The organism is Clostridium sp. UBA7791 (assembly GCF_002480755.1).
Lineage (GTDB): Bacteria > Bacillota > Clostridia > Clostridiales > Clostridiaceae > Clostridium_J > Clostridium_J sulfidigenes.
On the sequence record NZ_DLCT01000013.1, the window covers coordinates 409,106 to 431,766 of the forward strand.

General features: G+C 31.2%; 19 protein-coding genes and 2 pseudogenes. 6 read left to right on the forward strand and 15 right to left on the reverse strand.

All coding sequences use genetic code 11. From position 1 onward, the window contains the following. Positions 1–234: 234 nt before the first annotated feature. Together B3Z56_RS17325 and B3Z56_RS17330 are read right to left on the reverse strand one after the other, a co-directional pair. Positions 235–1,959, reverse strand: coding sequence for a YcaO-like family protein (locus B3Z56_RS17325; RefSeq protein WP_346879267.1), 1,725 nt, complete (start codon positions 1,957–1,959; stop codon positions 235–237). A 493-nt stretch (positions 1,960–2,452) separates the two neighbouring features. Next, positions 2,453–2,908, reverse strand: coding sequence for a pyridoxamine 5'-phosphate oxidase family protein (locus B3Z56_RS17330; RefSeq protein WP_346879268.1), 456 nt, complete (start codon positions 2,906–2,908; stop codon positions 2,453–2,455). Positions 2,909–3,003: 95 nt separating this feature from the next. Here B3Z56_RS17330 and B3Z56_RS17335 point away from each other — a divergent pair, with 95 nt between their 5' ends. Next, the gene (locus B3Z56_RS17335) at positions 3,004–3,390 is read left to right on the forward strand and encodes a helix-turn-helix domain-containing protein (RefSeq protein ID WP_346846376.1); all 387 of its coding nucleotides are present in this window, start codon (positions 3,004–3,006) and stop codon (positions 3,388–3,390) included. Positions 3,391–3,538: 148 nt separating this feature from the next. Here the strand turns inward: B3Z56_RS17335 and B3Z56_RS17340 are convergent, their stop codons facing one another. The 4 genes from B3Z56_RS17340 to rsgA all read right to left on the reverse strand — a co-directional run bounded on the left by B3Z56_RS17340 (position 3,539) and on the right by rsgA (position 7,342). After that, a complete protein-coding gene (locus tag B3Z56_RS17340; protein ID WP_346846375.1) occupies positions 3,539–4,381 on the reverse strand; it encodes a nitroreductase family protein in 843 nt (280 codons plus the stop codon). Positions 4,382–4,496: 115 nt separating this feature from the next. Next, complete coding sequence (locus B3Z56_RS17345) at positions 4,497–4,964, reverse strand: flavodoxin domain-containing protein (RefSeq protein WP_346846374.1); 468 nt, start codon at positions 4,962–4,964, stop codon at positions 4,497–4,499. A 199-nt stretch (positions 4,965–5,163) separates the two neighbouring features. Then, positions 5,164–6,312 carry a GNAT family N-acetyltransferase gene (locus tag B3Z56_RS17350; RefSeq protein ID WP_346879269.1) on the reverse strand — a complete coding sequence of 383 codons (1,149 nt, stop codon included), beginning with the start codon at positions 6,310–6,312 and terminating at the stop codon, positions 5,164–5,166. Continuing rightward, a complete protein-coding gene (gene rsgA, locus B3Z56_RS17355) occupies positions 6,269–7,342 on the reverse strand; it encodes a ribosome small subunit-dependent GTPase A (RefSeq protein WP_346879270.1) in 1,074 nt (357 codons plus the stop codon). The genes B3Z56_RS17350 and rsgA overlap by 44 nt, the downstream gene beginning before the upstream one ends. 825 nt (positions 7,343–8,167) lie before the next feature. Between rsgA and B3Z56_RS17360 the strand changes: the two genes are divergently transcribed. Further along, complete coding sequence (locus B3Z56_RS17360; protein WP_346879271.1) at positions 8,168–9,031, forward strand: AraC family transcriptional regulator; 864 nt, start codon at positions 8,168–8,170, stop codon at positions 9,029–9,031. Between the two features lie 400 nt (positions 9,032–9,431). On the opposite strand, the gene B3Z56_RS17365 is transcribed toward B3Z56_RS17360, so the two are convergent. After that, on the reverse strand, positions 9,432–9,716 hold the full coding sequence (locus B3Z56_RS17365) for a hypothetical protein (RefSeq protein WP_346879272.1): 285 nt from the start codon (positions 9,714–9,716) through the stop codon (positions 9,432–9,434). Between the two features lie 637 nt (positions 9,717–10,353). Between B3Z56_RS17365 and B3Z56_RS17370 the strand changes: the two genes are divergently transcribed. Then, on the forward strand, positions 10,354–10,854 hold the full coding sequence (locus tag B3Z56_RS17370) for a DUF4489 domain-containing protein (protein ID WP_346879273.1): 501 nt from the start codon (positions 10,354–10,356) through the stop codon (positions 10,852–10,854). Between the two features lie 496 nt (positions 10,855–11,350). On the opposite strand, the gene B3Z56_RS17375 is transcribed toward B3Z56_RS17370, so the two are convergent. Further along, positions 11,351–11,695, reverse strand: coding sequence for a DUF1048 domain-containing protein (locus B3Z56_RS17375; RefSeq protein WP_346877193.1), 345 nt, complete (start codon positions 11,693–11,695; stop codon positions 11,351–11,353). Further along, positions 11,675–11,889: pseudogene (locus tag B3Z56_RS17380) on the reverse strand (DUF1048 domain-containing protein); the annotation flags it as partial. The gene B3Z56_RS17375 and the pseudogene B3Z56_RS17380, both read right to left, overlap by 21 nt. Before the next feature lie 463 nt (positions 11,890–12,352). Here B3Z56_RS17380 and B3Z56_RS17385 point away from each other — a divergent pair. Further along, positions 12,353–12,895, forward strand: a complete 543-nt coding sequence (locus B3Z56_RS17385; RefSeq protein ID WP_346877070.1) for a nitroreductase family protein — start codon at positions 12,353–12,355, stop codon at positions 12,893–12,895. Between the two features lie 75 nt (positions 12,896–12,970). Here the strand turns inward: B3Z56_RS17385 and B3Z56_RS17390 are convergent, their stop codons facing one another. Continuing rightward, positions 12,971–14,185 carry an FAD-dependent oxidoreductase gene (locus tag B3Z56_RS17390; RefSeq protein ID WP_346879274.1) on the reverse strand — a complete coding sequence of 405 codons (1,215 nt, stop codon included), beginning with the start codon at positions 14,183–14,185 and terminating at the stop codon, positions 12,971–12,973. A gap of 543 nt (positions 14,186–14,728) precedes the next feature. Here B3Z56_RS17390 and B3Z56_RS17395 point away from each other — a divergent pair. Then, positions 14,729–15,220: pseudogene (locus tag B3Z56_RS17395) on the forward strand (cupin domain-containing protein); the annotation flags it as partial. 270 nt (positions 15,221–15,490) lie between these two features. Here B3Z56_RS17395 and B3Z56_RS17400 read toward each other — a convergent pair. Both B3Z56_RS17400 and B3Z56_RS17405 read right to left on the reverse strand, forming a co-directional pair. Further along, positions 15,491–16,861: a hypothetical protein gene (locus tag B3Z56_RS17400; protein ID WP_346879275.1), complete on the reverse strand. Its 1,371-nt coding sequence runs from the start codon at positions 16,859–16,861 to the stop codon at positions 15,491–15,493. Positions 16,862–16,877: 16 nt separating this feature from the next. Continuing rightward, positions 16,878–17,252: a hypothetical protein gene (locus B3Z56_RS17405; RefSeq protein WP_346846369.1), complete on the reverse strand. Its 375-nt coding sequence runs from the start codon at positions 17,250–17,252 to the stop codon at positions 16,878–16,880. A 244-nt stretch (positions 17,253–17,496) separates the two neighbouring features. Between B3Z56_RS17405 and B3Z56_RS17410 the strand changes: the two genes are divergently transcribed. Then, positions 17,497–19,374: a S8 family peptidase gene (locus B3Z56_RS17410; protein WP_346846368.1), complete on the forward strand. Its 1,878-nt coding sequence runs from the start codon at positions 17,497–17,499 to the stop codon at positions 19,372–19,374. Positions 19,375–19,542: 168 nt separating this feature from the next. On the opposite strand, the gene B3Z56_RS17415 is transcribed toward B3Z56_RS17410, so the two are convergent. The 3 genes from B3Z56_RS17415 to B3Z56_RS17425 form a co-directional block, all read right to left on the reverse strand. Next, the gene (locus tag B3Z56_RS17415) at positions 19,543–19,704 is read right to left on the reverse strand and encodes a hypothetical protein (protein ID WP_346877074.1); all 162 of its coding nucleotides are present in this window, start codon (positions 19,702–19,704) and stop codon (positions 19,543–19,545) included. Between the two features lie 157 nt (positions 19,705–19,861). Continuing rightward, the gene (locus B3Z56_RS17420) at positions 19,862–21,475 is read right to left on the reverse strand and encodes a tetronasin resistance protein (protein WP_346879276.1); all 1,614 of its coding nucleotides are present in this window, start codon (positions 21,473–21,475) and stop codon (positions 19,862–19,864) included. A 22-nt stretch (positions 21,476–21,497) separates the two neighbouring features. Next, entirely contained in the window at positions 21,498–22,379 is an 882-nt protein-coding gene (locus B3Z56_RS17425; RefSeq protein ID WP_346879277.1) for an ABC transporter ATP-binding protein, read from the reverse strand. Between the last annotated feature and the right edge of the window lie 282 nt (positions 22,380–22,661).

Genomic DNA, 22,661 nt, shown 5'->3' on the forward strand with positions numbered 1-22,661 from the left:
TGAATACTATATAGCTTGCATCATTGCTACATTTATATCTATTGAAATGGTAAGTTTTCTCCCTTTAGGATATATATACATCATTAATTTGTATATATCCTAAGTTAAAATCTTAAGTAGAATCCTATACCAGTTTCATCAAAGCAATTAAACACTCCTAATATTTATATTAATTTTGATTAAATTTAAGCTTGTACTACTAAAAATAACATTAAATTCAATCTACTATTACAATTATTTTCTTATTAAGTTATATATAGTCTTTTCATTTTTGCATTTACACATTGCAGAATATTCACAGTTCAAACAATCATTACTACAATTTAGTGGATAGAAATATTCAAAAGGGTTATTATCTACATCACTCATAACCTCATCAACTATTTCTTCATCAAAATAGCAGTATAACAATTGACTAATGTGCTGATTGTTATCATGTTCAATTTTTAAAGCCAAGTATAATTCATAACAATAGTAATACCTACTACTTGGGTCAGAAGGATTTAGCGTCTCATTATATTTTCTCATCCATAGAAGAGCATTCTCAAGATCATTAACTTTGATATAAAGAAGACACATGAACAATTTTATGGAAACAATGGAGTAAATATTATCATCAGTAAGCTTAATATCATCAATAAAGATGTCAAGAGTGTGATTTTCAGAATAGTTTTTTTTCTTTAGAAATTCAATCACAAAATAAGCTTCATCAGTAGATATGTCATGTAACTTAAATTGTATGATATTTCGAAGCCTTTCATAATCAATGCAATCTTCAATCACCACCGGATCCATAACATTGAATAATTCACTCATCCCGGGAACTAAAATACGATAAGCTAATATCTCAGACTTTGTTACATCTCTCACAAAAATAGAATGACCTAAATCATTAATCAAAGAAATCAATTCAAATAGCATCTCTTGATTATCAACATAAGATTTCTTCTCAAAACTTCCCTCATATGATGGATTTCCCACAAAAAATGTTGACGGATATCGACCTGAACTATCTACAAATATTTCTATAAAATTATCAATATCGCCACCTTCTTTTAAGAAATCACTTCCCCGTGTCATCCCTTCGAAATCTTCAATCTTTTTACCTTGCATTAATTCTGTAAAACAACGCTCAACAGCAACCTCAAGTGATGGATGTGCAGCAGCTTTTACAAAGTAAGAAATATCCTTACAGTTGTACAGAACCAGACCAATGGCTGGAATCCCTCTCCCCAGAGAGAAATCCTTTAATTCTACTTTATAATTTCCAGTTTCCTCAATTGCATCTATCCAATTAATAACATCTGGCATGTTATTTTTAACCTCAGTAGTAATAGTAGGTGGTGTAATATGTTTTTCTATAATTTCTTTGATTACAAACCTTTCTAAAATTTCCGATATTCCTTGGACAAAAGCCTCCGCCTTAGTGTTTCCTGCCACCATTCCGTTGGTACCATAATAAAGATCTACAATATCTATAGGTAGGGCTATCACTTCATCATTTTGAATATTGTGAAATCTTTCATATCTAATATACTCTCCTGATGAATAACTAAACTGCTGCATTTTTTCAAGTATTTTATCATCAGTCTCTCCTTGCACACAGTTTATCCAATAAGATAAATTAGAATAAATAACATCATCATTCTGTTTCTCAACAAAAGAATCATCGTTATATTTACAATTATCTTTTAAAAGACTTCTCCCTTTAAATCTAAAAAAGGCGAGATTTTGCAATCTTTCCATAATCTCACCATAAGCACTTGCCAGTGCATATATCTTATCTGTTCCTTTCCCGCATGTATAGAAATCAGTTCCATCCACCACTAATGCTACTGAATATAGTCCATGAAAACTATCGAACCATGTTTCAGTCACAAAAACTCCCCAATTTGATAGTGCTCTTCTTGCCGTTTCAATTGTTTCTAACGGTTTTCTGTCCTTGAATTTTTGATACATCATTATATCTCCTTTCAGCCTATTAAGCCTCGATACCTTAGCCCATTCTATAGAAACATTTTATTAATATATTTGTATCATTAAGTTTTGTATTGTTAATTTTTTTACTATTAGTTTATTTTCAAATGAATATCTCAACGAATAATTTACCATTAATTACATTTTAATTATATTTTAGGAGTATGTCTACAAAAAGTATTCGTCAATTATCAACTTTATACTAATTTATTCGCCTTGCAATTAGAATGAAATTTTTGTCCAATACTTTTTTTCAACAAAAGTGTTGCATTTATCATGTTGTTTTTAATATATGTATTATTTTATTTACAATATATCTTTTTATTATTTATTGGTTTAAAAATAAAAATAAACGGCGGCTCTGATATCACAAAACCACCGCAAGTAAAATATTAGAGTGCAGAAACTTCTCTGCACTAAGAACGATTTTTTTCTTTATGAAAGTGTCAGTCAACTAACCGTAATGTAAATGCTATTAGAGTTCATTTTTATTGTTAGCACCAGGAGTAGTGACAATAACTTTCTCCGGAGTAATAATCAATGCACCCTTTGCAGTAAGTTCTCCCTTAAACATATCAGAAACTACGTTCTTAAATGTGTCAACCATTGGTCCCTCAGTAATATATTGAGCAGTACCCTTAATCTGATACCCCTCCATTGTGGATGTGTTACTGGCTGAAACCGCAATTTTTCCGTTTGCTCTGATGTTGTTTAATGTAGTTTCCAAAAATACATCCCCAACTACCAGCTTACCATCATCTGTCACGTTCTTAAATGCTACAGGTACAGCATTTGGCTCAGTTGAATAGGTTGCTAGATACCACATCTGTTCTTTAAATAGTTTAATTACTTTTTCATTCATATAAATTCCTCCTTTATTTGATAATAGCTTAAGCATAGATTTATTATATTCTTCACACTCATTCTCCAAAAGATATAAGCAAATTATTGAGTTACTATTAAATTTAATAGCAACTTGTTGCATTAGAGTATTAGAATTATAATTTATAAATGGAGGTGAAAAAAATGTATCAACCTAAATTAGAAAAAGATATTCGCTGCCCTCTTGAATATGGACTGGAAATATTCGGTGGAAAATGGAAGTCACGTATCATCTGTGTATTAGCTGAAAAGAAAATCTTGCGATATAGTTCCTTAAGAAAAGAAATGATGAATATTACTGATGCTGTTCTGTCAGCTACATTGAAAGAGCTGATTGCTGATGAAATTGTACACCGCCAATCCTACGACGAGATTCCTCCCAGAGTAGAATACACTTTGACGCACAAGGGACAATCAGTAGTTCCAATACTTCAAAGTATTTGTCACTGGTCAGGGGCATATCACAAAGAAGATTCTGAACACATAATGGTGCAATGCCAAAAGTGTGATTATATATTTGAAAATAAATAATGTTTTCGGAAAGTAAGGACTGTATGAAAACTACATACACCATAAATACCAATTAATACTTTTGCATTTTGTATACCCTATAAAAAACTCCCCTCAGACCGTAGTCCAAGGGGAGTTTAAACATAAATAAATTACATAATATCTTATCCTATTCTCTAATCCAAGAAAACACATATTCCATATGGTCTGGCAATTCTAATTCTGGTTCACATTCTGTATCAAAATAACCTATGAGCCCCTTTTCTTTAACTGAAAAATCAAAGTGAGCTGCAGCAATTCCCATATCCACCCTTTGAATATCATATGGAAAACTGTCACTATATCCCGGCTGTTTATACTCATAAAAGTGGCATGCATTATCCTTTATTAGAATTCTCCAAGGCTGCTTATTTGATGCTGATGGGCCTAAGCGAACCATTTCCAAAGGTACCTCTAGATCTCCTGCTTTTTCTTTTGTAAGAGTTGTCTGAAAATCATTTATATAAAACAATTGATTCCATTCTTTACGCTGATCTGCTTTTATCATTTTTCTCATTACAATTTCTTTCATATGCTTCTTTGTAGCAGCATAACCATAGGGAGTTATGATTGGAAATATTTCATCTTCTTCTATATTCATAGCCTTTGCAAATCCTTTACGATTAAAGGTTCCCCCTAACCAACAGGTCCCAAGTTCAAGATGAGCTAAATAAAGAATAACTGCTTCTAGTTCATATCCTAGGGCTTCTAATGCCATTGGTTCTAATTTAATAGTTGTTCCAATATATTGCATTGCCCCCTTAATAACACCGTAAGTTCCAAGCTTATCTTCATCCTTCATTTCCCTATTGTCAAGATAATGAAAGTTAACTTTTTTTCCAAAAGGATTATCCAATGAATTAACAAAGGATTCAATTGCCTTTCTTTTATCTAGTTCAACCTCTTGTTCTTTATAATTTCTTACGCTGTATCGTTTTTTTACTGATTCTTCTATTGAAAAATTAATATTCATTGATGTTTCTCCCTTCTATAATAAATATCTTCTGCTTTTACTCAACTATAATACATATAAATATTCTTTTGTTCTTAGGTAAGAAGATTAACACCCTGAGTTAATACCCATAAGTTTAAAGTGAATCCAATACCCTTACAATAAATCTTTCTGCTTCTTTAAAATCTCTTTGATTGGGATGCCCTTGTGATAATCTGCCCATAATATTAAAAAGCTTTTTGTTAGTAAAATCCTTTGCTATAAAGCTACCTTTACAGGCAAAGCTCCCTTTGTTTATTGCTCCTTTTGACTCTAAAAGTTTAATTAACCTTTTATTATAGAACTTCATCCCAACTCCACTGGTTGAAAATACAAAAATATTTTTACCTGCTAAATTCAACTTATCAACCAAATTAAAAAGCTTTGGTGAGAAACTCTCCCTGTATACCCCAGAACCAAATCCAATCAGATCATAACTTTCTATGTCTAAATCACTAACATCTCTTATATTAATTAACTCCGAATCGATTTTGTCAGCCAATATCCGTGCAATTTCTTCAGTGTTTTTTTTATAATCAGAACAATATATTATCAGCGATTTCATAAATCATACCCCCACTTAATTTCCTTTTAATAAAATTATACTTTAAATATTTATAAAACATGTTAATATTCTCAAGAAAGCTCCATTAAACTATCAGAGGGAAGGGACATGCAACAAACTTTATTGCTCAATTAACTTCTTCATTTTCCACACCATTCTAAATCATATAAAGAGCAAATGCAATACTCAAAATAGTCTCCTACATTTTTAATTCTGCTTCAATCCTTTTGCTATCCTCTAAATCATAGAGATATTCACATAGTGGACTTGATTTTAATGGCTCAATGCCTTTCCATCCATTTTTCAAGGCAATCTGATAATATCTTTTAGCTTCTTCCCTCTTATTGATTTTAAAGTAAGCACATGCTGCGTTATAAAATTGCCATAGAAACCCACGGTTATTTTCAAAGGCTCTAGTATAAAATTCAGCTGAAAGCTTGTAATTAACATTTTTCTTGATATAATAATTACCATTTATTAAATAATTATCGTATAAATCATACCACCCAAAATATACTTTAATATTCTTTTTTTGCTGGAATCCAACTTTTTCAGCTAATTTATAGGATTGAATATTATTATCCCAACAGTGCCAACCTACATTTTTTATATTGTTATTTTTACAATGATTTAAAGCAGCAATAACCACTTGTGTGCAATATCCTTTTTTTCTATAATCCTCTTCTGTTTCTACTCCTAGTTCACATCTCTCTTCAACTACACAGTCAGCTATACATCTGCTTACAACACCACCATCAATTATATATACATACCCAAATCCCTTTTCTAAAAAATTATCAATGGAAGACCAGTTTTCAATTATACTTTCTCTTACATCATCAATTTCTTTCAAATTACTATCTAGCAACATTTCTCTATCTATTTTTTTTACCTTTTCCGATACTTCCACATTATGAAATTTATCTATTTCTAGTTCTAGGTATCTTCTATCATCCTCCATTGGATATAGAGAATTAAATATATCTTTAAATGAATTTTTCCATTCCTTTGAAGAATAAAAAACTATATAATCTACCTTACTTTTTTCTAATGCTTTTTTAAAAATATCATCTTTCAATACATTATTTAACTCACAATTAAAGTCATCATCTTTTGCATTTCCTGCGAAATACATACCCTCGGGACTTATTATTAATGCTGTTGTTGGATTGTCCACATTGTTAACAAAAATCCTGCCTGGATTGATTTTATTTATAACACTGAAAATTGATAAATTATATTCTAAATCTATAAATAAATCCGTAACCTTATTAAAATCAGCTCTATTAAGTTCTACTACCATACTACATACATCCCCTCTTACTTTTCCTACTTTTAAATATTTCATATTGCCTTTTTTCTTTACTTAACCTTTTTATCTCACCTAACTGCTTCATATAACTTTCAAATCTTTCTTGACTTATGATACCATCTTCTATAGCTTGTTTTATTGCACAGCCTGGCTCTTTATCATGGTTGCAATTCTTAAACTTGCAATTTTCTGATAACCTAGCTACATCCTTAAAACTCTCTTCAACTCCATTTTGATCACCCCAAAGCTGAAGCTCTCTAAGCCCTGGAGTATCAATTATCATTGCACCAGAATCATGATAAAATAGTTCCTTGCTAGTTGTTGTATGTCTACCTTTTCCATTAGCTGAACTAACAGAGCCTGTTTTCTGTTTTTCTTCTCCAAGTAAATAATTAATAATAGTTGATTTTCCTACTCCTGAAGAACCAAAGAATACTACTGTTTTACCATATGATAGGTACTCCTTAAAAACCTCCATGCCTATATTACTTATAGCACTAATGCAGTAAATAGGTATTCCTATTGCAATATCATTTACTTTTGTTTTATATTCATCAATTTTATTACATGCATCTGCTTTATTTAGAATGATTACTGGATTTACTCCACTGTTATATGCTAATGTAATATATCTTTCTATTCTTGTGATATTAAAGTTTCCATCAAGCCCACTTACAATGAAAGCTGTATCTATATTTGAAGCTACAACCTGCTCCTCAATGTGCCCTCCTACTATTATTCCATTTCTAATCTTTCTTCCACCAGATATAGGTTGTTTTCTTGCAAAACAATTCTTTCTAGGCAAAACACCTTGAATTATTCCTTTGGTGCTGCCTTCTATTAACTGAACAGCTACCCAATCACCAATTGCTGGCAAGTCTTTACTGTATGCTACATTATATCTAAATTTACCTGCAAGCTTTGCAGCTATTATACCTTTTTCATAATGTAGTAAATAGTTATTTTTCTGCTGTGAAACTATTCTTCCAGCAATAAGACCTTTATTAAAATACACTCTAAATTCTTCTTCAAAATAATTATTCCAACCTAATTTTTCTAAATTCATAAAATCTTCCTTTCATCACAATAACTTATATCACTAAGCCTAATTCGTAAATTATTACAATATCACGGCTTTATTGAACCTTCATTTATTTTAATTCCATAATATAAAACATTATTATAAGTGTTAGAACAAATTAGTTTGATCCGTCTTCTAAAAAAGGATACAAAAATCCCGCAAAGAGAATAGACCTCCTGCGGGATAATAAATTTATAGGCATAAAAAAAACACGATAACCTGCATCGCGTTAACCACCAAAATTATTTAGGCCGAACGGTTATACTCATAACATCAGCAAAAGGCAACATGAATAAATGGCATCTTCATCCATTTTAAAAACCCTTTTGCTCTATATTTAATTAGTTCAAAACCACCTCAAATACTGCTGTCATAATAACACTCCCTTCGACTTCATATTAAATTAAGCTATAGTAAAATATTAATTCATTATTTTTCCAATGTCAATACAATTTTTATATAAAGGTAATATTTAGTAATTTTTCAATCTAACAGTAAACTGTGATTTATGCCGATGACAAGGTGCTAATTGGGTATAAAGTTACTTGATTCATAAATATGCTGTACCTAATACAAATGTATAATACTTCTCATTGATCTTGGGAATCAATATATTTATAGTCAATTTCAACAAATGATAGCAGATAAAAAAATATTCATTCCTTTATCAGTAAAATCAACCCTTATGATAGTGCATGTTTCTATGACTTAGTTATTGATATAGGTCCAATTCGATATTTTTTATGTAAAAAAAGTCGAGCATGAAAAAAGCAGCTTTGATATTATGTAGATATGGAAGGTGAGAAGATAATGTTAAAAGATTTAAATAAAGTAATTGATTATATTGAAGATCATTTAACTGATGACCTATCTCTTGAAATAATTTCTATTTATGCTGGTGTTTCTGATTATCATTTTAGGAAAATTTTCTTTTATCTTTCAGAGATGACGCTTAGTGAATATATTAAAAATCGAAAGTTATCTGAAGCTAGTATGAATTTATTACATGGAGAAAAAGTTACTGATGTTGCTTTAAAATACGGTTATCAATCAATAGATGGTTTTACTCGAGCCTTTAAAAAATGGTGTGGTTTTTTACCCTCAGAAGTTATGAAAAATGGTATCAGTAAAACTTTCCCTAAACTTTCATTTATTATAACAGTTAAAGGAGGAATTAATATGGAATTTAGAATTGAAGACAAACCCGCATTTAATTTAGTAGGTGTAAGCAAAAGAATCCCTATGCAATTTGAAGGTGTTAATAATGAAATTGTGAAGCTTGCACAAAGCATCACTGAAGAACAAAGGAAAGAAATGCATTCTCTTCAAAACATTGAGCCCTATGAAATAGTCAATGCTTCTTATGAGGCTGACGCTAATTTCTTAAAAGAAGAAGGAGATTTAACTCACTTGATAGGTGTTTTAACAACTACAAATCAAGTGAGTGATCAATTAGAAAAAGTGCCTGTAGATGCATATACTTGGGCAATCTTCCCAAACGAAGGTCCATTTCCATCGACTCTACAAAATACAATGGCAAAAGTATACTCTGAATGGCTTCTATCATCCGATTATGAAGTAATTAATGCCCCTACATTTTCTTTTACTAAAATGGATAGAGACAAAAAAGATTATGCTTATAGTGAAGTTTGGATTCCTGTTCGGAAGAGATAAAAACTAAAAAATTTAAAATCTATCCTATCAACTACCCTATTACATTCAGGGTAGTTGATATATTACCGCTCGGATTCTTTGGGAGCCCTTGCATGGGTGGTTGTAAAAAATATTATTATTCTTAAAAAAGGCTTACGATTAAAAGTAAGCGTTTTTACTATTAAATAACAATGAATGTTATTTATGAAATTATGACCTAATAAAATTAGTTTTATTATCAATAGAAGTCATGCAATAAAGTATTTATTTCAGCTATCCTATCTCTTACTAATTTTAAATCCTTTAAGTATTTAGGTTGTCTCATTCCTAAAACGTTTAAAAACATTAATTTTTCAAATGATATTATTAAAAATTCATCTTTTTCAATTGCGTCCTCTGAAAGAAACTTATAATCAAACAATCAAATACTTTTCCACATTTCAAATTCATATTTACAAACTCCAAAGTCATCGTATATTTCCTTTACATTATTAGGATACTTAAATGATAGTAATTCATAATCTTCTTGTGTTATGACAAAATCAATGTCTTTACCTGATTCTCTTATCTTATAATATTCCTTAGCTTTTCCACCTATCAATAAAGGATTTGATGAAAACTGAAAGTTTAGCTTATTAAGATTAATATCTAAATCCTCTATATTTAAACAATTTTCTAATAATACTCTTGTAAAATCATTTTTCATAATTGTTTAATACCCCCTGTATTTTGCCTTGATTCATTATAAGAGCGATTATATAGATTAAGTAATTTAATTTCAAATGATAAAAGTATGCTGAACTACTCCATGAATTTATCAGCTTCAACATTGGTTATATTTCACATTTCTTCTAAAGATCTATTGACTATGTGATATTTTTAAGATAATATAAATTGCATCTTTAAAATATGAATTTAGTAAGTAATATTATCTTATAATGAAGACTTATTAACTAAAATAAATTATGAAACTTAACTATAAAACAAGAGCTTACATTTTGGAATAAATCATAACAAGTATCAAGAGCTTGCCCCTAACAATCTTTACAAGCGCCGCAGGTTATATTATTTTCCTTCGAAAATACTCACTACTTTTGCATATTTATATACCTCCATAAAAAATCCTCTTAGACTGTACTATTTAATTTTCAAAGAACATATTTAACTCAATTCGCTTACTAAAAGCAAATATTCATAAAAAATAATCACTATTATTCATTTATTTGATATCCTGTATTATAAGAATTTTCTAATAAATACTAAATCAGCCTACTCTTAAAAAATTCACATTAATTCTAAGTTGTATTATTAATATTTTTCAATATGCTAGGAGGAAATAATCTATGAATCCAATGTCAGAAGTTGATTTAAATTATGCTCAAAGTTGTAACTGTGACTCCCAATGTCCAGTTGATTTAAAATGCGGTGAACCTGGTCAAGTAGTACTACCTGGCTCACTAGTAGGAACTACCGCTACTGTTGCTACTCTCACCATAGATACTTCTAAATTCTGTAATCCATGTACAAAACTTGAATTTACAAGCAATCTAATTGGAGTAGGTTTTTCCGGAACCTTAATATTTCAATTATTTAAATTCTGTGATAATCAACAGCCACTCCCAATAGGAGGACCATTTTCTTTTACAGTAGCGACGCCATCTCTTATTGCTAGGACGTTCACATTCTTTTTATGTGATTGCGATTCATGTTTAAATGAATGTTGCACCTATGCTGTAATAGTTACAGTCGGTGAAGGTGATGAAGGTGCTATTACAGGTAATATTGGCGTTTTCGCTGCAAGACTATCATCCGTTACTGTAGATAATCCAAAACAAGACTGTTAACTAAATGTAAATTAGAACTTAAATAAATTTCTTTAATCTATTAAATCTATTACATGAAGTTTCCTTTTTATATCTTATGTGTATAATTTACATGATCACTTGCAGGCTAGATAATATACTTACGTATTGAATCTGACCTGCATTTTTAGTCATAATCTTAAATATCTCATCAAATTCCCTACATCTAAAATAATCTATATACATTTCATACAAAACTTATGGTGGCAAATCATATTTTTATTAATATTAAAACAACTTTAATTCGTAATTTGTATAGTCAGCTTAACAACACTTTCAACATGTGTTACCACATTATTCTTATACAATTATACAAAAGGTTATTAATATAATACTCTTTTAGATTAATCTATCCCTATGAGTAAGAACTATACTTAATACAAAGTTAAATTATAATTTTATATATATTCTCATGGCAAAGATATAAAATACAACTATTATCGTTATACATCAAGCAAGGGTAACCCATATCTCTCTTTTACTTTGTTTTATCCGTAACCTTTTTCATGACCTTGTTAACTTCTTGGTCAACAGATTCTTTATAGATGTCAGCGTAGGTTTTTGAATCTTTGATTAAATTGTCGCAGAAAGCCGCTACGTCACTGCCCGTCACTTCGATGATGCCTTTCCCAAAGGCCACACCCTCTTCAAAAAGATCAATAATCCCGGAGAGTAAATCTATCCCGTCGGTTAACTCAACAGGTCCAACCTTAAAAAGATATTTTTGAATCTCTTTATAAACAATCTGAAAATCTTTCGGTAGCGCTTTAACACGCGCTACGTGCACCCGCCACTCTTTTTTGCCTTTGATGTCGTCACCCAGAACATCTTTTACACTCCGACCGTCCACATCCGTTTCTTCGAGCAGGCCAAGCACACCGTCAAGAATTGGCATTAGGTTGCGACCAGTGAAATCCGAGTGTTGCCAAAGATTAACCTTATTTTTTCCCATGCCTCTTGATAATTAGCCGGTAGCTTTTTAGCTCTCGATTCAAAAATTTTCATTTCTTTAGTCATGTTGTTTCCCGTAATATTTTCCAAATAAATCACCTCTTAACTATCTAGTATTACTGATATTTTGTATTACTTACTACCACTATGTAGTATCACGCAGTAGTAGTGTCAATATGATATTTTATTTTTTGTGTTTATTTTTACGAGTGAGATTTAAAATAGTACTAAGATAAATTCCATCTTAAATTTATATCAGCGTCTAAAATTTCTAATCTAACTGCTAAGGACAATTCTGCCTAGCATTATTTATCAACATATTATAATTTTAGCTACATAAGTTATACCATTTTTTTCAATAACCTAAATACTATCTGTAGTTCTTTTATTATTTATAGTTTTACTTAAAGTATAAAAAGTACATATTCACACATACTAAAATACATAAGGACGGCTCTTTTCATAAATTCGAGCTTTAGATTATCATTTTGTAAATTTAAAATTATTGTAATAAGGAAGGTGAATAATAATGGACTTTTATAAAGTAATTGAAAACAGAACAAGCAATAAGAGCTACAAGTCAACTCCTATACCCACAGAAAAATTAGATAAAATTATCAATGCTGCTTTAATGGCACCTTCATGGAAAAATAAAACTTGTTATCGATTTATTTTTATCAATGAACAAAATTTAAGAGAGCAAATCTCCAATACAATTATAAACAAAACTGACAAAACATCAAATGCACTTAAACAAGCGCCAATCATTGCTGTTATAGTTGCAGACCCATCGGAAAGTGGTGATGTTGATAATAAATCATATTTTATGTTGGATTGCGGTATTGCTATGGAACATCTGGTATTGGCAGCAACAAATGAAGGTTATGGAACTTGCTGGGTAGGTTCTTTCGAGGAAGAAGCAGTGCGTAAGATTTTAGATATTCCTGAAAAATTCAAAGTAGTTGCAATGACTCCAATTGGTGAAACCAATGAAGATGATGAACATTATCCACCAAAGGATATCTCACAACATATTTATTACAACAGCTGGAATAATACAAACAGGCAATAATACATTCTTTTCTTTCATAGAAATAGTTTGTGCAACGCCTATTACAAGTTCTGCATCAATAGGGTTGCACAAATTTTAATGTTCAAATCTATCTACTTTAAACAGGTTCAGATCTTTATCTACTTCTCCAGAATATAATTTACTTAACATCATTCCACCTAGCATAGCAAATAATATTCCATTCGCCCCATAACCCAAATAATACCATAATTTAGAATTAGTAGGCTCTTCACCTATAAAACCCAAATTATCTTGAGTAGATGCAAATGCTCCACAATATTTATATTCTATATCTATATTTAAGTTTGGAAATAAGCTTTTTAGTCTTTGTTCTAATATTTCATAACTTTTACTACATAACTTTTCATTATATATATCTGGTATAAAGTTTATATCCTCTCCTCCAATTATTAACCTGTTATCTCTAGTTGTTCTAAAGTAATTATAAGGAACTCTGTTATCTCTAATAACTATGTCTTTATAAATTTCCTCAATGTTATCTATTGGCCTAGTTGCAATATTAAATGTAGTAGTCTTAGTTCCAAATGTCCTTTTAGTGAAAAGTTCTGTATTATACCCTGTAGCTATAATAACAATTTTCCCTTTAACTTTATAACCGTATACAGTTTCTACGGTAACACTATCATTACTATATTTAGCATCTATAACCTCTGTGTTTTCATATGCTCTTAATCCCTCTTTACAACTGACCTCAATTAGATGATGAGTAAATTTATAGGGATCAAATACAGCTCCTCCACCTTTACCTAATACACCTGCCTTTACATCAAATAAAAAAGGATTATTATCTTCATCAATAAATTCTACGGGTAATCCAACCTCTTTTCTAATATAATACTCTTCTTCCATCTCCTTCTTTTCTAATTTCTTAGCTGTATATAAAAAACTATCTACTCTTTTATAATCACACCTATTACCATATCTATCTATAAACTCTTGAATTTCATCCAATGCCTTTAGTCCTAACTTATATGATTTTATTATATTCTCCATACTCGTATATGCCTTTAGCTCCATAGCATTACTATCAAGCTCATATTCAAGTAATGAGGTTGTTATACTAGTACTGCCGTGACCTATTCTTGATTTCTCTAAAATAACACAATTAATATTACTTTTACTAAAATAGTATCCTAAAATTGCCCCTGTGACTCCTCCACCTATTATTATTACTTCTGTCTCTATATCCTCTGTTAAATACTCATACTGTTTTATCGTTTTATTAATTCTTGTAAATATACAATCTCCTTGGACATATTGTGTATTCATAATAACCACCTATCTCTTACATATAATTTTAATTGATATTTTTTAATCCACTCCTCATTTTTTCGTAAATAATCTTCTAATTTTTTTAATATCTCTATATTTTCAGAAACATGAATAATTCATATAACTAACTATAAAATAACGTATTTTATTAGACATACTACAATCCTTTCTTAACCATTCATACTTTGTAGCCTTATTATTTCCTAAAGTTTATGCTTATATCCAAGAAATACTAAGCATATATGACAAATTTAGTTTTAAAATTTGTTAATCAAAGTATACTCTCCTCAGATAGTAAAATAGTTGTAGTAGAGAAAAAGTAACGATATTCTCGTACAAGAGATATATTAATGAGAAGTAAATTATGACAAGAAAAAAAATACAACTAATAGAAAATATACATAATCAGAAATTCATGAACTTTCTAATTTTAGTGCTATGACCTTGTTGCATAGTATTCCTGTGAATCAAGCACATTTTCCAAACTTGGAGAATACTATAATGTTATAGTTCTATGAAAGGAATAAAAATATGTATCCTAATGAATATATCCCTTATACTGATGAAATTGATTATGAATCAAGATTTAATTTTTTAAGATCTGAATATACTAATAGTTTTATTGAATTGAAGGATTATGGACCAGAACCCTTTGTAGTAAATATTGATGAGGCTACTAAGCAAAATGATACTTTTCGTACTGCTTTATGGACTGGAACTCATTTGCAACTTACCTTGATGAGTATTCCTATTGGAGGAGAAATAGGTTTAGAGATTCACCCTAATCTTGATCAATTCATACGTATTGAAGAAGGTGAAGGACTTGTTAAAATGGGCGACAGAAAAGATAACTTAGATTTTCAAAAAGAGGTCTATGATGATTTTGCCTTCATCATACCAGCTGGTAAATGGCATAATCTAATCAATACAGGTAATACACCAATTAAATTGTACTCTATTTATGCTCCACCTCAGCATCCACGTGATACAGTTCATATAACTAAAGCTGATGCAGACGCTGCTGAAAAGTAAAACAATAACTCCCTTAAAGAGAGACAAAGAAACCTTAGGCTAATCAGAAATTTATCTTAAGTGAGCTTTCTCAGTATACTTGCACAATGGGAAAACCCGCTTGCTTATATAAGTAAACTGGCAAAGTTTTTCAAAACTTGGATACTTAAAAGTAGGCATAAAACCATATATAAACAAAATGCGGTAACTCATTTTTATTGAGCTATCGCATTTAACTTAAATTATCTTATTTAACCAATATTTCTATTGAAATAACTAAGTAGTAAAATATTAATTCATCTTCATAGAAATATTTTTACCATTAGCTAGTAATGTTTTTTCATTAACAGCTATATATAGAACTTCATTATCTAAGTTCTTATCTTCAACAATTTCTATAGATTTTTCTTCTTTATGTGCCATCATCAATGTTTTATCTTTTACAATAAAGTATTTCAATATATGGTCATTTAGATTGTCATCTATAAAATTCTTTTCACTTATATTTGATATATCTAATGTGTCCACAATAGGCCTATATTCATCAATGCTATCCTTTATATTATTTAATGCAAGTGACATTAACCATTTAAGAAATTCTTCAACATCCCATGTTAAGTTATAAGCTCTAACATCAAATACAACATTATTAACTACCCATAAATATGTAGAGTAATATTTAGTTTTAAACATAGCAGAATATTGTCCTAAAAATTCTGGTCCTTTTTCAAAAGGATTTTCACATAATTCTGTAACTGAACCTAATGATAGAAATCTATTTAAAGATATATTATTATCTTTACTTGAAACAAAAACTCTAACCATTATGTTTTCTTTGTCATTACTTATTTTCCATAGCTTAACTACCTCATCTAATCCAGGTAACAAGTCTTCATAATCCAATTTCCAATTTTGTTCCTTTAAGTATGGATACTCACATGGATTAGGCCATTCACAAACAACAAATTTATCTAACATTTCATTATTTCCCTTATGAACATATCCTATTTTTTCTGAAAACTCTCTAGTAAACTGTAAATCAGTAATCTCATCTATTCCCGTATTGTAGCCTAATCTTTTTACACCATCATAATAGGCTATATTTCTTGTATCTCCATGTGCTTTTGTTTGATCAATTGACTTTAGAATATATTTATTAACATCTTCATTTCCAGTATGTGGACCAGCACAGCAATCTCCTATGTTTTTGCTTGATTCTATATAGCAAAAAGCATGATTTCCAAAGGATGTTCTCCTAGGGTCATTAGAATTTAGAATTTTAGCATCACCAGTACTCCCATAAAACGGATTATTACACATTCCTCTTCCTTTTAAATTTGTTTCATTTATATATCCAAAAGGATTCATAAAACAATATTTTGAGTTATAACCATATTGCTTCAAATTACACTGAAGGTAAGCAGCCTCATCATAACAATTACTTATAGAATACATATCATTATGAGCTTTTTGATAAGCATTATAATGAAAAGTGATATCATTAAAATCTCCGTTCACATAAATAAAGTGTGGCGCACCACTATAAATATCATAGCTAGGTGGAGAACTGAAACAACATCTAACCACATCCTCTACTGTTACAGCGGATATATTACTTGATAAAGTAGATTCTTTTTCTTTTATATCTGAATTTATTTTCATTGAGTTTCCACACCCTTTATTCCTTTTTTAAAGAACACTTGCATCCACTTGAATGTGAGAAGTTAACATACATTTGTTCATCATCACCATTTAATTTTATAGTAACATAACCATTATCATCACTATCAACAGAGCAATAGAAGTTATCCTTGCATGTAAATGTAACTCCTGCTGAGGTAACAAATTTAATCCACCAATAATCAAATGGAGAAGCAGCTCCGGTTGTATATGTAAAGTCCATATTTTCAGTCTTTTCATTATTAGGTATGTTAATAAAAGTAGTAGATTCTTCCTTACTTTCTTCATTACCTCTCCTATGTCTTAAAAAAATTGATGCGATAGGAGTCCCCCATTTGTTTTCAACCTTAACGTGTCCTGTATGATCTGTCATTTAAAAATACCTCCTTATATCTCTTTATAAAATTTAGTTTTAAAGGTCTATACTACATAAAAATATATCTTGTTACTTCCTTATATTTTTATAACCCATGAGTGTAGCATTACTATCTTCTGCTATAGTTAAATTTTTATTCAATAATCTTATATTAACTCTATATTTATTTAATTTGTAACTACTTTAAGTCTCATTGAATAATATGAATAGATAGATATTTGGGGGAGTTGTAATTTTATAAATGAATACTCTAAGTACATCCAGAGAAATTAATCTGTGTAGAGAGGCCTACATTAGCGAAGATTATGTAACTTTATTCATTAAGTATACAGGAGACTTTAATACCCTGGTTAAAGAACTAGAATACGTATGCGCTGTTAAAGTATCTGAGGGTGCCTACATTGCTTCTGTGAGAACTGCTAATTATACTGACTTCATAAATAGATTTAATAATATACTTAACATAGATTTTAGTTTTCCTTACACCTTGTCAGCTATAGAACCAGTAGAAGCTGCTAATATAACCCAATTTCACGGAGAAACCTATTTAAATCTTACAGGGAAAGGTACAGTAGCTGCAATTATAGATACGGGTATAGATTATTTAAATCCTCAATTTCAAAACCCTGATGGAACTACAAGAATTATAGGTATATGGGATCAAACTATTGAAAGTAATAATAATGATGACCCTATAGCATTTTTTGGCACTGTTTATAGCCAAAATGAAATTAATAGAGCTATTCAAGTATCAAATCAAGGTGGGAATCCTTATGATATAGTTCCTTCAAGAGATGAGTTAGGACATGGTACAAATGTAGCTGGTTTAGTTGGTGCGAGAGGGTTAAATAATGTTATAGGCAGTGCTCCTGAATGTGAATTTTTAATTGTAAAACTTAAGGAATTTAAAACTAGTAATCTTAAATTAGCGGGAATCAATGATAGAAGAAGCACACCGATTTTTGAAGGTATTGATATTTATATTGCAATGAGGTTTGTAATAAATTACAATCCATCACCTTCGACAAAACCTATGAGTATTCTGATCTCTGCAGGAACAAATTGGGGTGGACATGAAGGTATTACATCCATAGAAGAAGATATTAACTTTTTTTCAACAAGAAAGGGACTTATCTTCGTAACTAACACTGGTAATCAAGGAGCTAGCTTAACACATGGTTATGGTAGATTTCTAAAAAGTAATACAATTCAAAACTTGGAGATTATTGTAGGTTCTAATGAAAATAATTTAGTTCTCATGTTCTGGGTTCAAAGACCTGATGTAATATCTATTGAAATAATTTCTCCTAGTGGTGAAATTGCAAAGCCTATACAATCTGGACTTGTTTCTAGTAAGTTTGAGCAAGTTAATTTAATTCTTGAAAATAGTATAATTAACATCGCTTTTTTTAACCCTGAATTTGCTAGTGGAAATGAATCTATATATATAACTATTAAAAATGCCAAAGCTGGACTTTGGCAGTTAAGACTCAAAGGAGATTATATAGTTAATGGAGTATATAATCTGTGGTTGCCTCAAAGGCCACTTATACAATTAACTACTAGAGTAATAAATCCTAACCCATACATCACACTTCAAGCACCAGCTAATGCCCAAAAATCTATAACTACCTCTTTCTATAATCAAAATAATAATACTATAGCTGCAGAATCAGGTCGAGGATTTACTGCGGATAATAGAGTAAAACCTAACTTAACTACAGGTGGAGTTATGGCTTTAACTACAGGACTAAATAATGAAACCATCTTACTTTCTGGTGGCTCTGTAGCTGGTGCTGTACTGTGCGGTGCCACACTTCTTCTACTAGAATGGGGAATCATCCTGGGAAATGACCCTAACATATATGGCCCTACCTCTATTTCTTATTTCACAAGGGGTACTAGTAAAAGGTCTGGTGATATATATCCTAATCCTCAATGGGGCTATGGCATATTAAATCTTCAAGGCTCTTTCGAAAACCTTAGATCATCTCCATTAATTAGACCTTATGATGCACTCAATACTCAAAACGAGAATAACCTGCCATCTGATTTTTATATAAGAATGCCTAAAGAATTATATGTAAGAATAGATGATTCTATAGACATTATAGAGTAAGCGGTGAAACCACTAGATCTTAAAAAGCTAAAAAGACCGCTAACTAAGAATATTAAATTACTCAGTTAGCGGTCAAACCTTAATATCTATTCAATTACAACTTCTATCTCAGTCTACTCAACCAAACTTACATTAAATCATCTTTTAAACACTTACTCTCTTATTAATTTAATGCAAGTAACTAATTGCTCTTTCTCCAACAATAGTATTCTCTATCAAAATTGCATGTATATCTTTTACAATACTTTCATCTAGAGGCCTATTTTCTGAAATATATGTTTTCACATATCCATTTGCCTTCTTATGATTAACTACTTCATAAGTTTCCACATGTGTTTTGATAGAAATATGATACTAATACGCATTAATATTGATTTTGTATAAAGATATACCCCATAAGGTGTAGGGGGTATGAGGTTATACTGATTGATACCATTACGCAATTATCATTTTATTTTTTTGAGAGTATTCAGAACAACATTAAGTGTTAAGCTCCTTCAACCATATCCCGTGTGTGATATCCAATATACCCTAATATCATCAATGCAATACTAATCAAAGTCATAGTAATAAAGATTACTCCATCAAACTGATCTACCGGCATTCGTGGAATCCAACTTTGCACGGCTGTTTTTGAAAACCATTTCGGTAAATTTAATATTCCGCCAAAGTAGTTTAGTGCAAACGAATAGCCAAGATACATATAAATAGCTTTACCTAGTTTTGGTACCCAACCTAAAACCAAAGCTGCAAGCCCGATAAAGAACAAAACAGAAGGCAGAAAGTTATACCCTGCGATTATAAATTGTTGCAAATTCATAGTTGAGCCATCTCCCATTGCAAAAATTGCTGTACCACCAAGACTGCCTGCAGCCAGCAAAATCCCAACTACTCCAGTAACCACTGCCAAAATGACACTTACCCAATAGAGCTGAGCACGAGTCACTTTTGTAGCATAAAGCTGACTCAAATGTAGTCTTACTTCTTCCGAGTAAAGTTTATTAACAATGGCTATTGGTAAAACAGAAACCAATCCAATCATTACCATCATAATGGTCCCAGTAAATGATTCTTCTAACGAAACATCTGCTAGAGTAAACATTTGCTTCATCACTTCATTGCTGCTTAGAAAGGTTTGCATATCTCCATAAATCGAACCGTAGGCTGCCCCCATGATTACGAAAGCAACTAACCAGCTAATCATTACACCTTTGTTAATCTTGATGTACAAACCAGGTACAGACAGCAATGATTTTTTCGCTGACTCCCGTCCCTCTCTTACAGGTAAGTAACCAGCTCCCATATCACGTCCGCCTTCAAGGACAAAAGCAACGATCACTGCAATGATACAAAAGACTACTGCAAGAATCAGAGGAACCCAATTGTTTTTAGTAAAAGGATATGTCAGATAAGTCCATCCCATAGGATTAAACATTGAGAGATCAACATTTGACACATCGGTACCAGCACGTAAAATATAGAGTAATCCAAGAATTCCAAGAGACGAACCGGTTGCACCGGAAGAGATTGGCATAATTTGTGCCATAACTAATGCAACAACCCCACCAATGATACCAGCCATCCCTATCGATGCACCAAACAAGAATGATCCTTTGGCAGTAATCGTATCTGCACCAAAGCTAGTCATAACCACGCTAATAAAAATTGCTAATAAAACATTGATAAGTACTATTTCGGTAATCACAGCAAAAGAATTAGCTTGACGACCTACCTGGAAGGAGCGTACTAATTCAGTAAGCCCATGATCTTCTTCCTTACGAGTATGGCTGACAACATGTAAAGCAGCCATGATCATCGCAAACAAACCACAGAATAACAGCATTTCATGGGTATACATAGCTCCTAACGTATAATCCGCTGCCGACTTTACTGGTGTCGGACCAACCATGGAAATCATGGCAGGATTTTTGAGGGTTTCATACATTCCCATCAAACCTTGCCCCTTACCGATTTCTTCGAAAGCTGGAACAAAACCACCTGAAAATAAGCCCAGACCCAAAATCCAGACAATAATTTTTTTCCAATCACGTTTCAGATATAGCTTAAATAATACACCCCAACGCGCAAATTTTTCATTCATAATAATTTCCTCCGTTCCGACTCTAGACTTCGTAATGACGCATGAATAAGTCTTCAAGGGTAGGTGGCACAGATTCAAACTTCTTAACACCTAATTTTGATGCTTTTGACAAAATATCATTGATATATTCATTATCTGCAGAGAAGGTAGCTTGGGTACCTTTTTGCTTGAAGTCATGAACACCTTTAACTGATGCCATCTCAGCCACATTCCCTTCCGTCATCAAAGTAACCGTAGAACGAGTCAAGTGACGCAATTCATCCAATGTCCCAGTCTCAACGACTTTTCCTTGACGTATAATTACCACCTTGTCTGCTAAACGTTCTACTTCACTTAAAATATGTGAGGATAGTAAAATTGCTTTTCCTGCATGCTTAATGTTTTCAATTTCCTCTTGGAAAACGGCTTCCATCAAAGGATCAAGACCAGAAGTAGGTTCATCAAGAATATACAAATCGGAGTCCACTGACAATGCCGCAATCAATCCGACTTTTTGTCGATTCCCTTTTGAATAGCCTTTTGCCTTTTTCTTAGGATCTAATTCAAAACGCTTAATCAAATAGTCACGTTTATTCTTATCCCCACCGCCATGTAGGTTTATAAATAAATCAATAATTTCTCCACCTGTTAAGCTACCCCAAAGAGCCACATCTCCCGGAACATATGAAATGCGCTTATGAATCTCAAGGCTATCCTTCCATACATCTTTACCAAAGATTTTCACATCCCCAGCATCACGTTTTATAATTCCCAGTAAAATACGAAGCGTTGTTGATTTACCCGCGCCATTTGGCCCAATAAACCCTACAACTTCCCCTCCATTTACCGTGAAGTTCACATCATGCAATGCTTTAAATTTACCGAATCTTTTCTGCAACCCTTGCACTTTTACAATTTCTTTCATAATAAAACTCCTTCTTAGAATATTTTGAAATAGTCTTATAACGTGCTTTCCGGTTTAAACCAAAGTTCAAAATACAGAGCATAATATGAACTATATTGTCGATAAAAGTCCATATACTATATTTTTTAACTATGTTTTAAACTAAAGTTCATTTATAAGTTCCATTATAGATCTTTTTATCCGCTATGTCAATAAAAACCACTACATTTTGGACTATTATTCATTTGATAATCCAAAACGTTTACTATATAATATAAAAAGAAAACGATAATCATAAGCTTT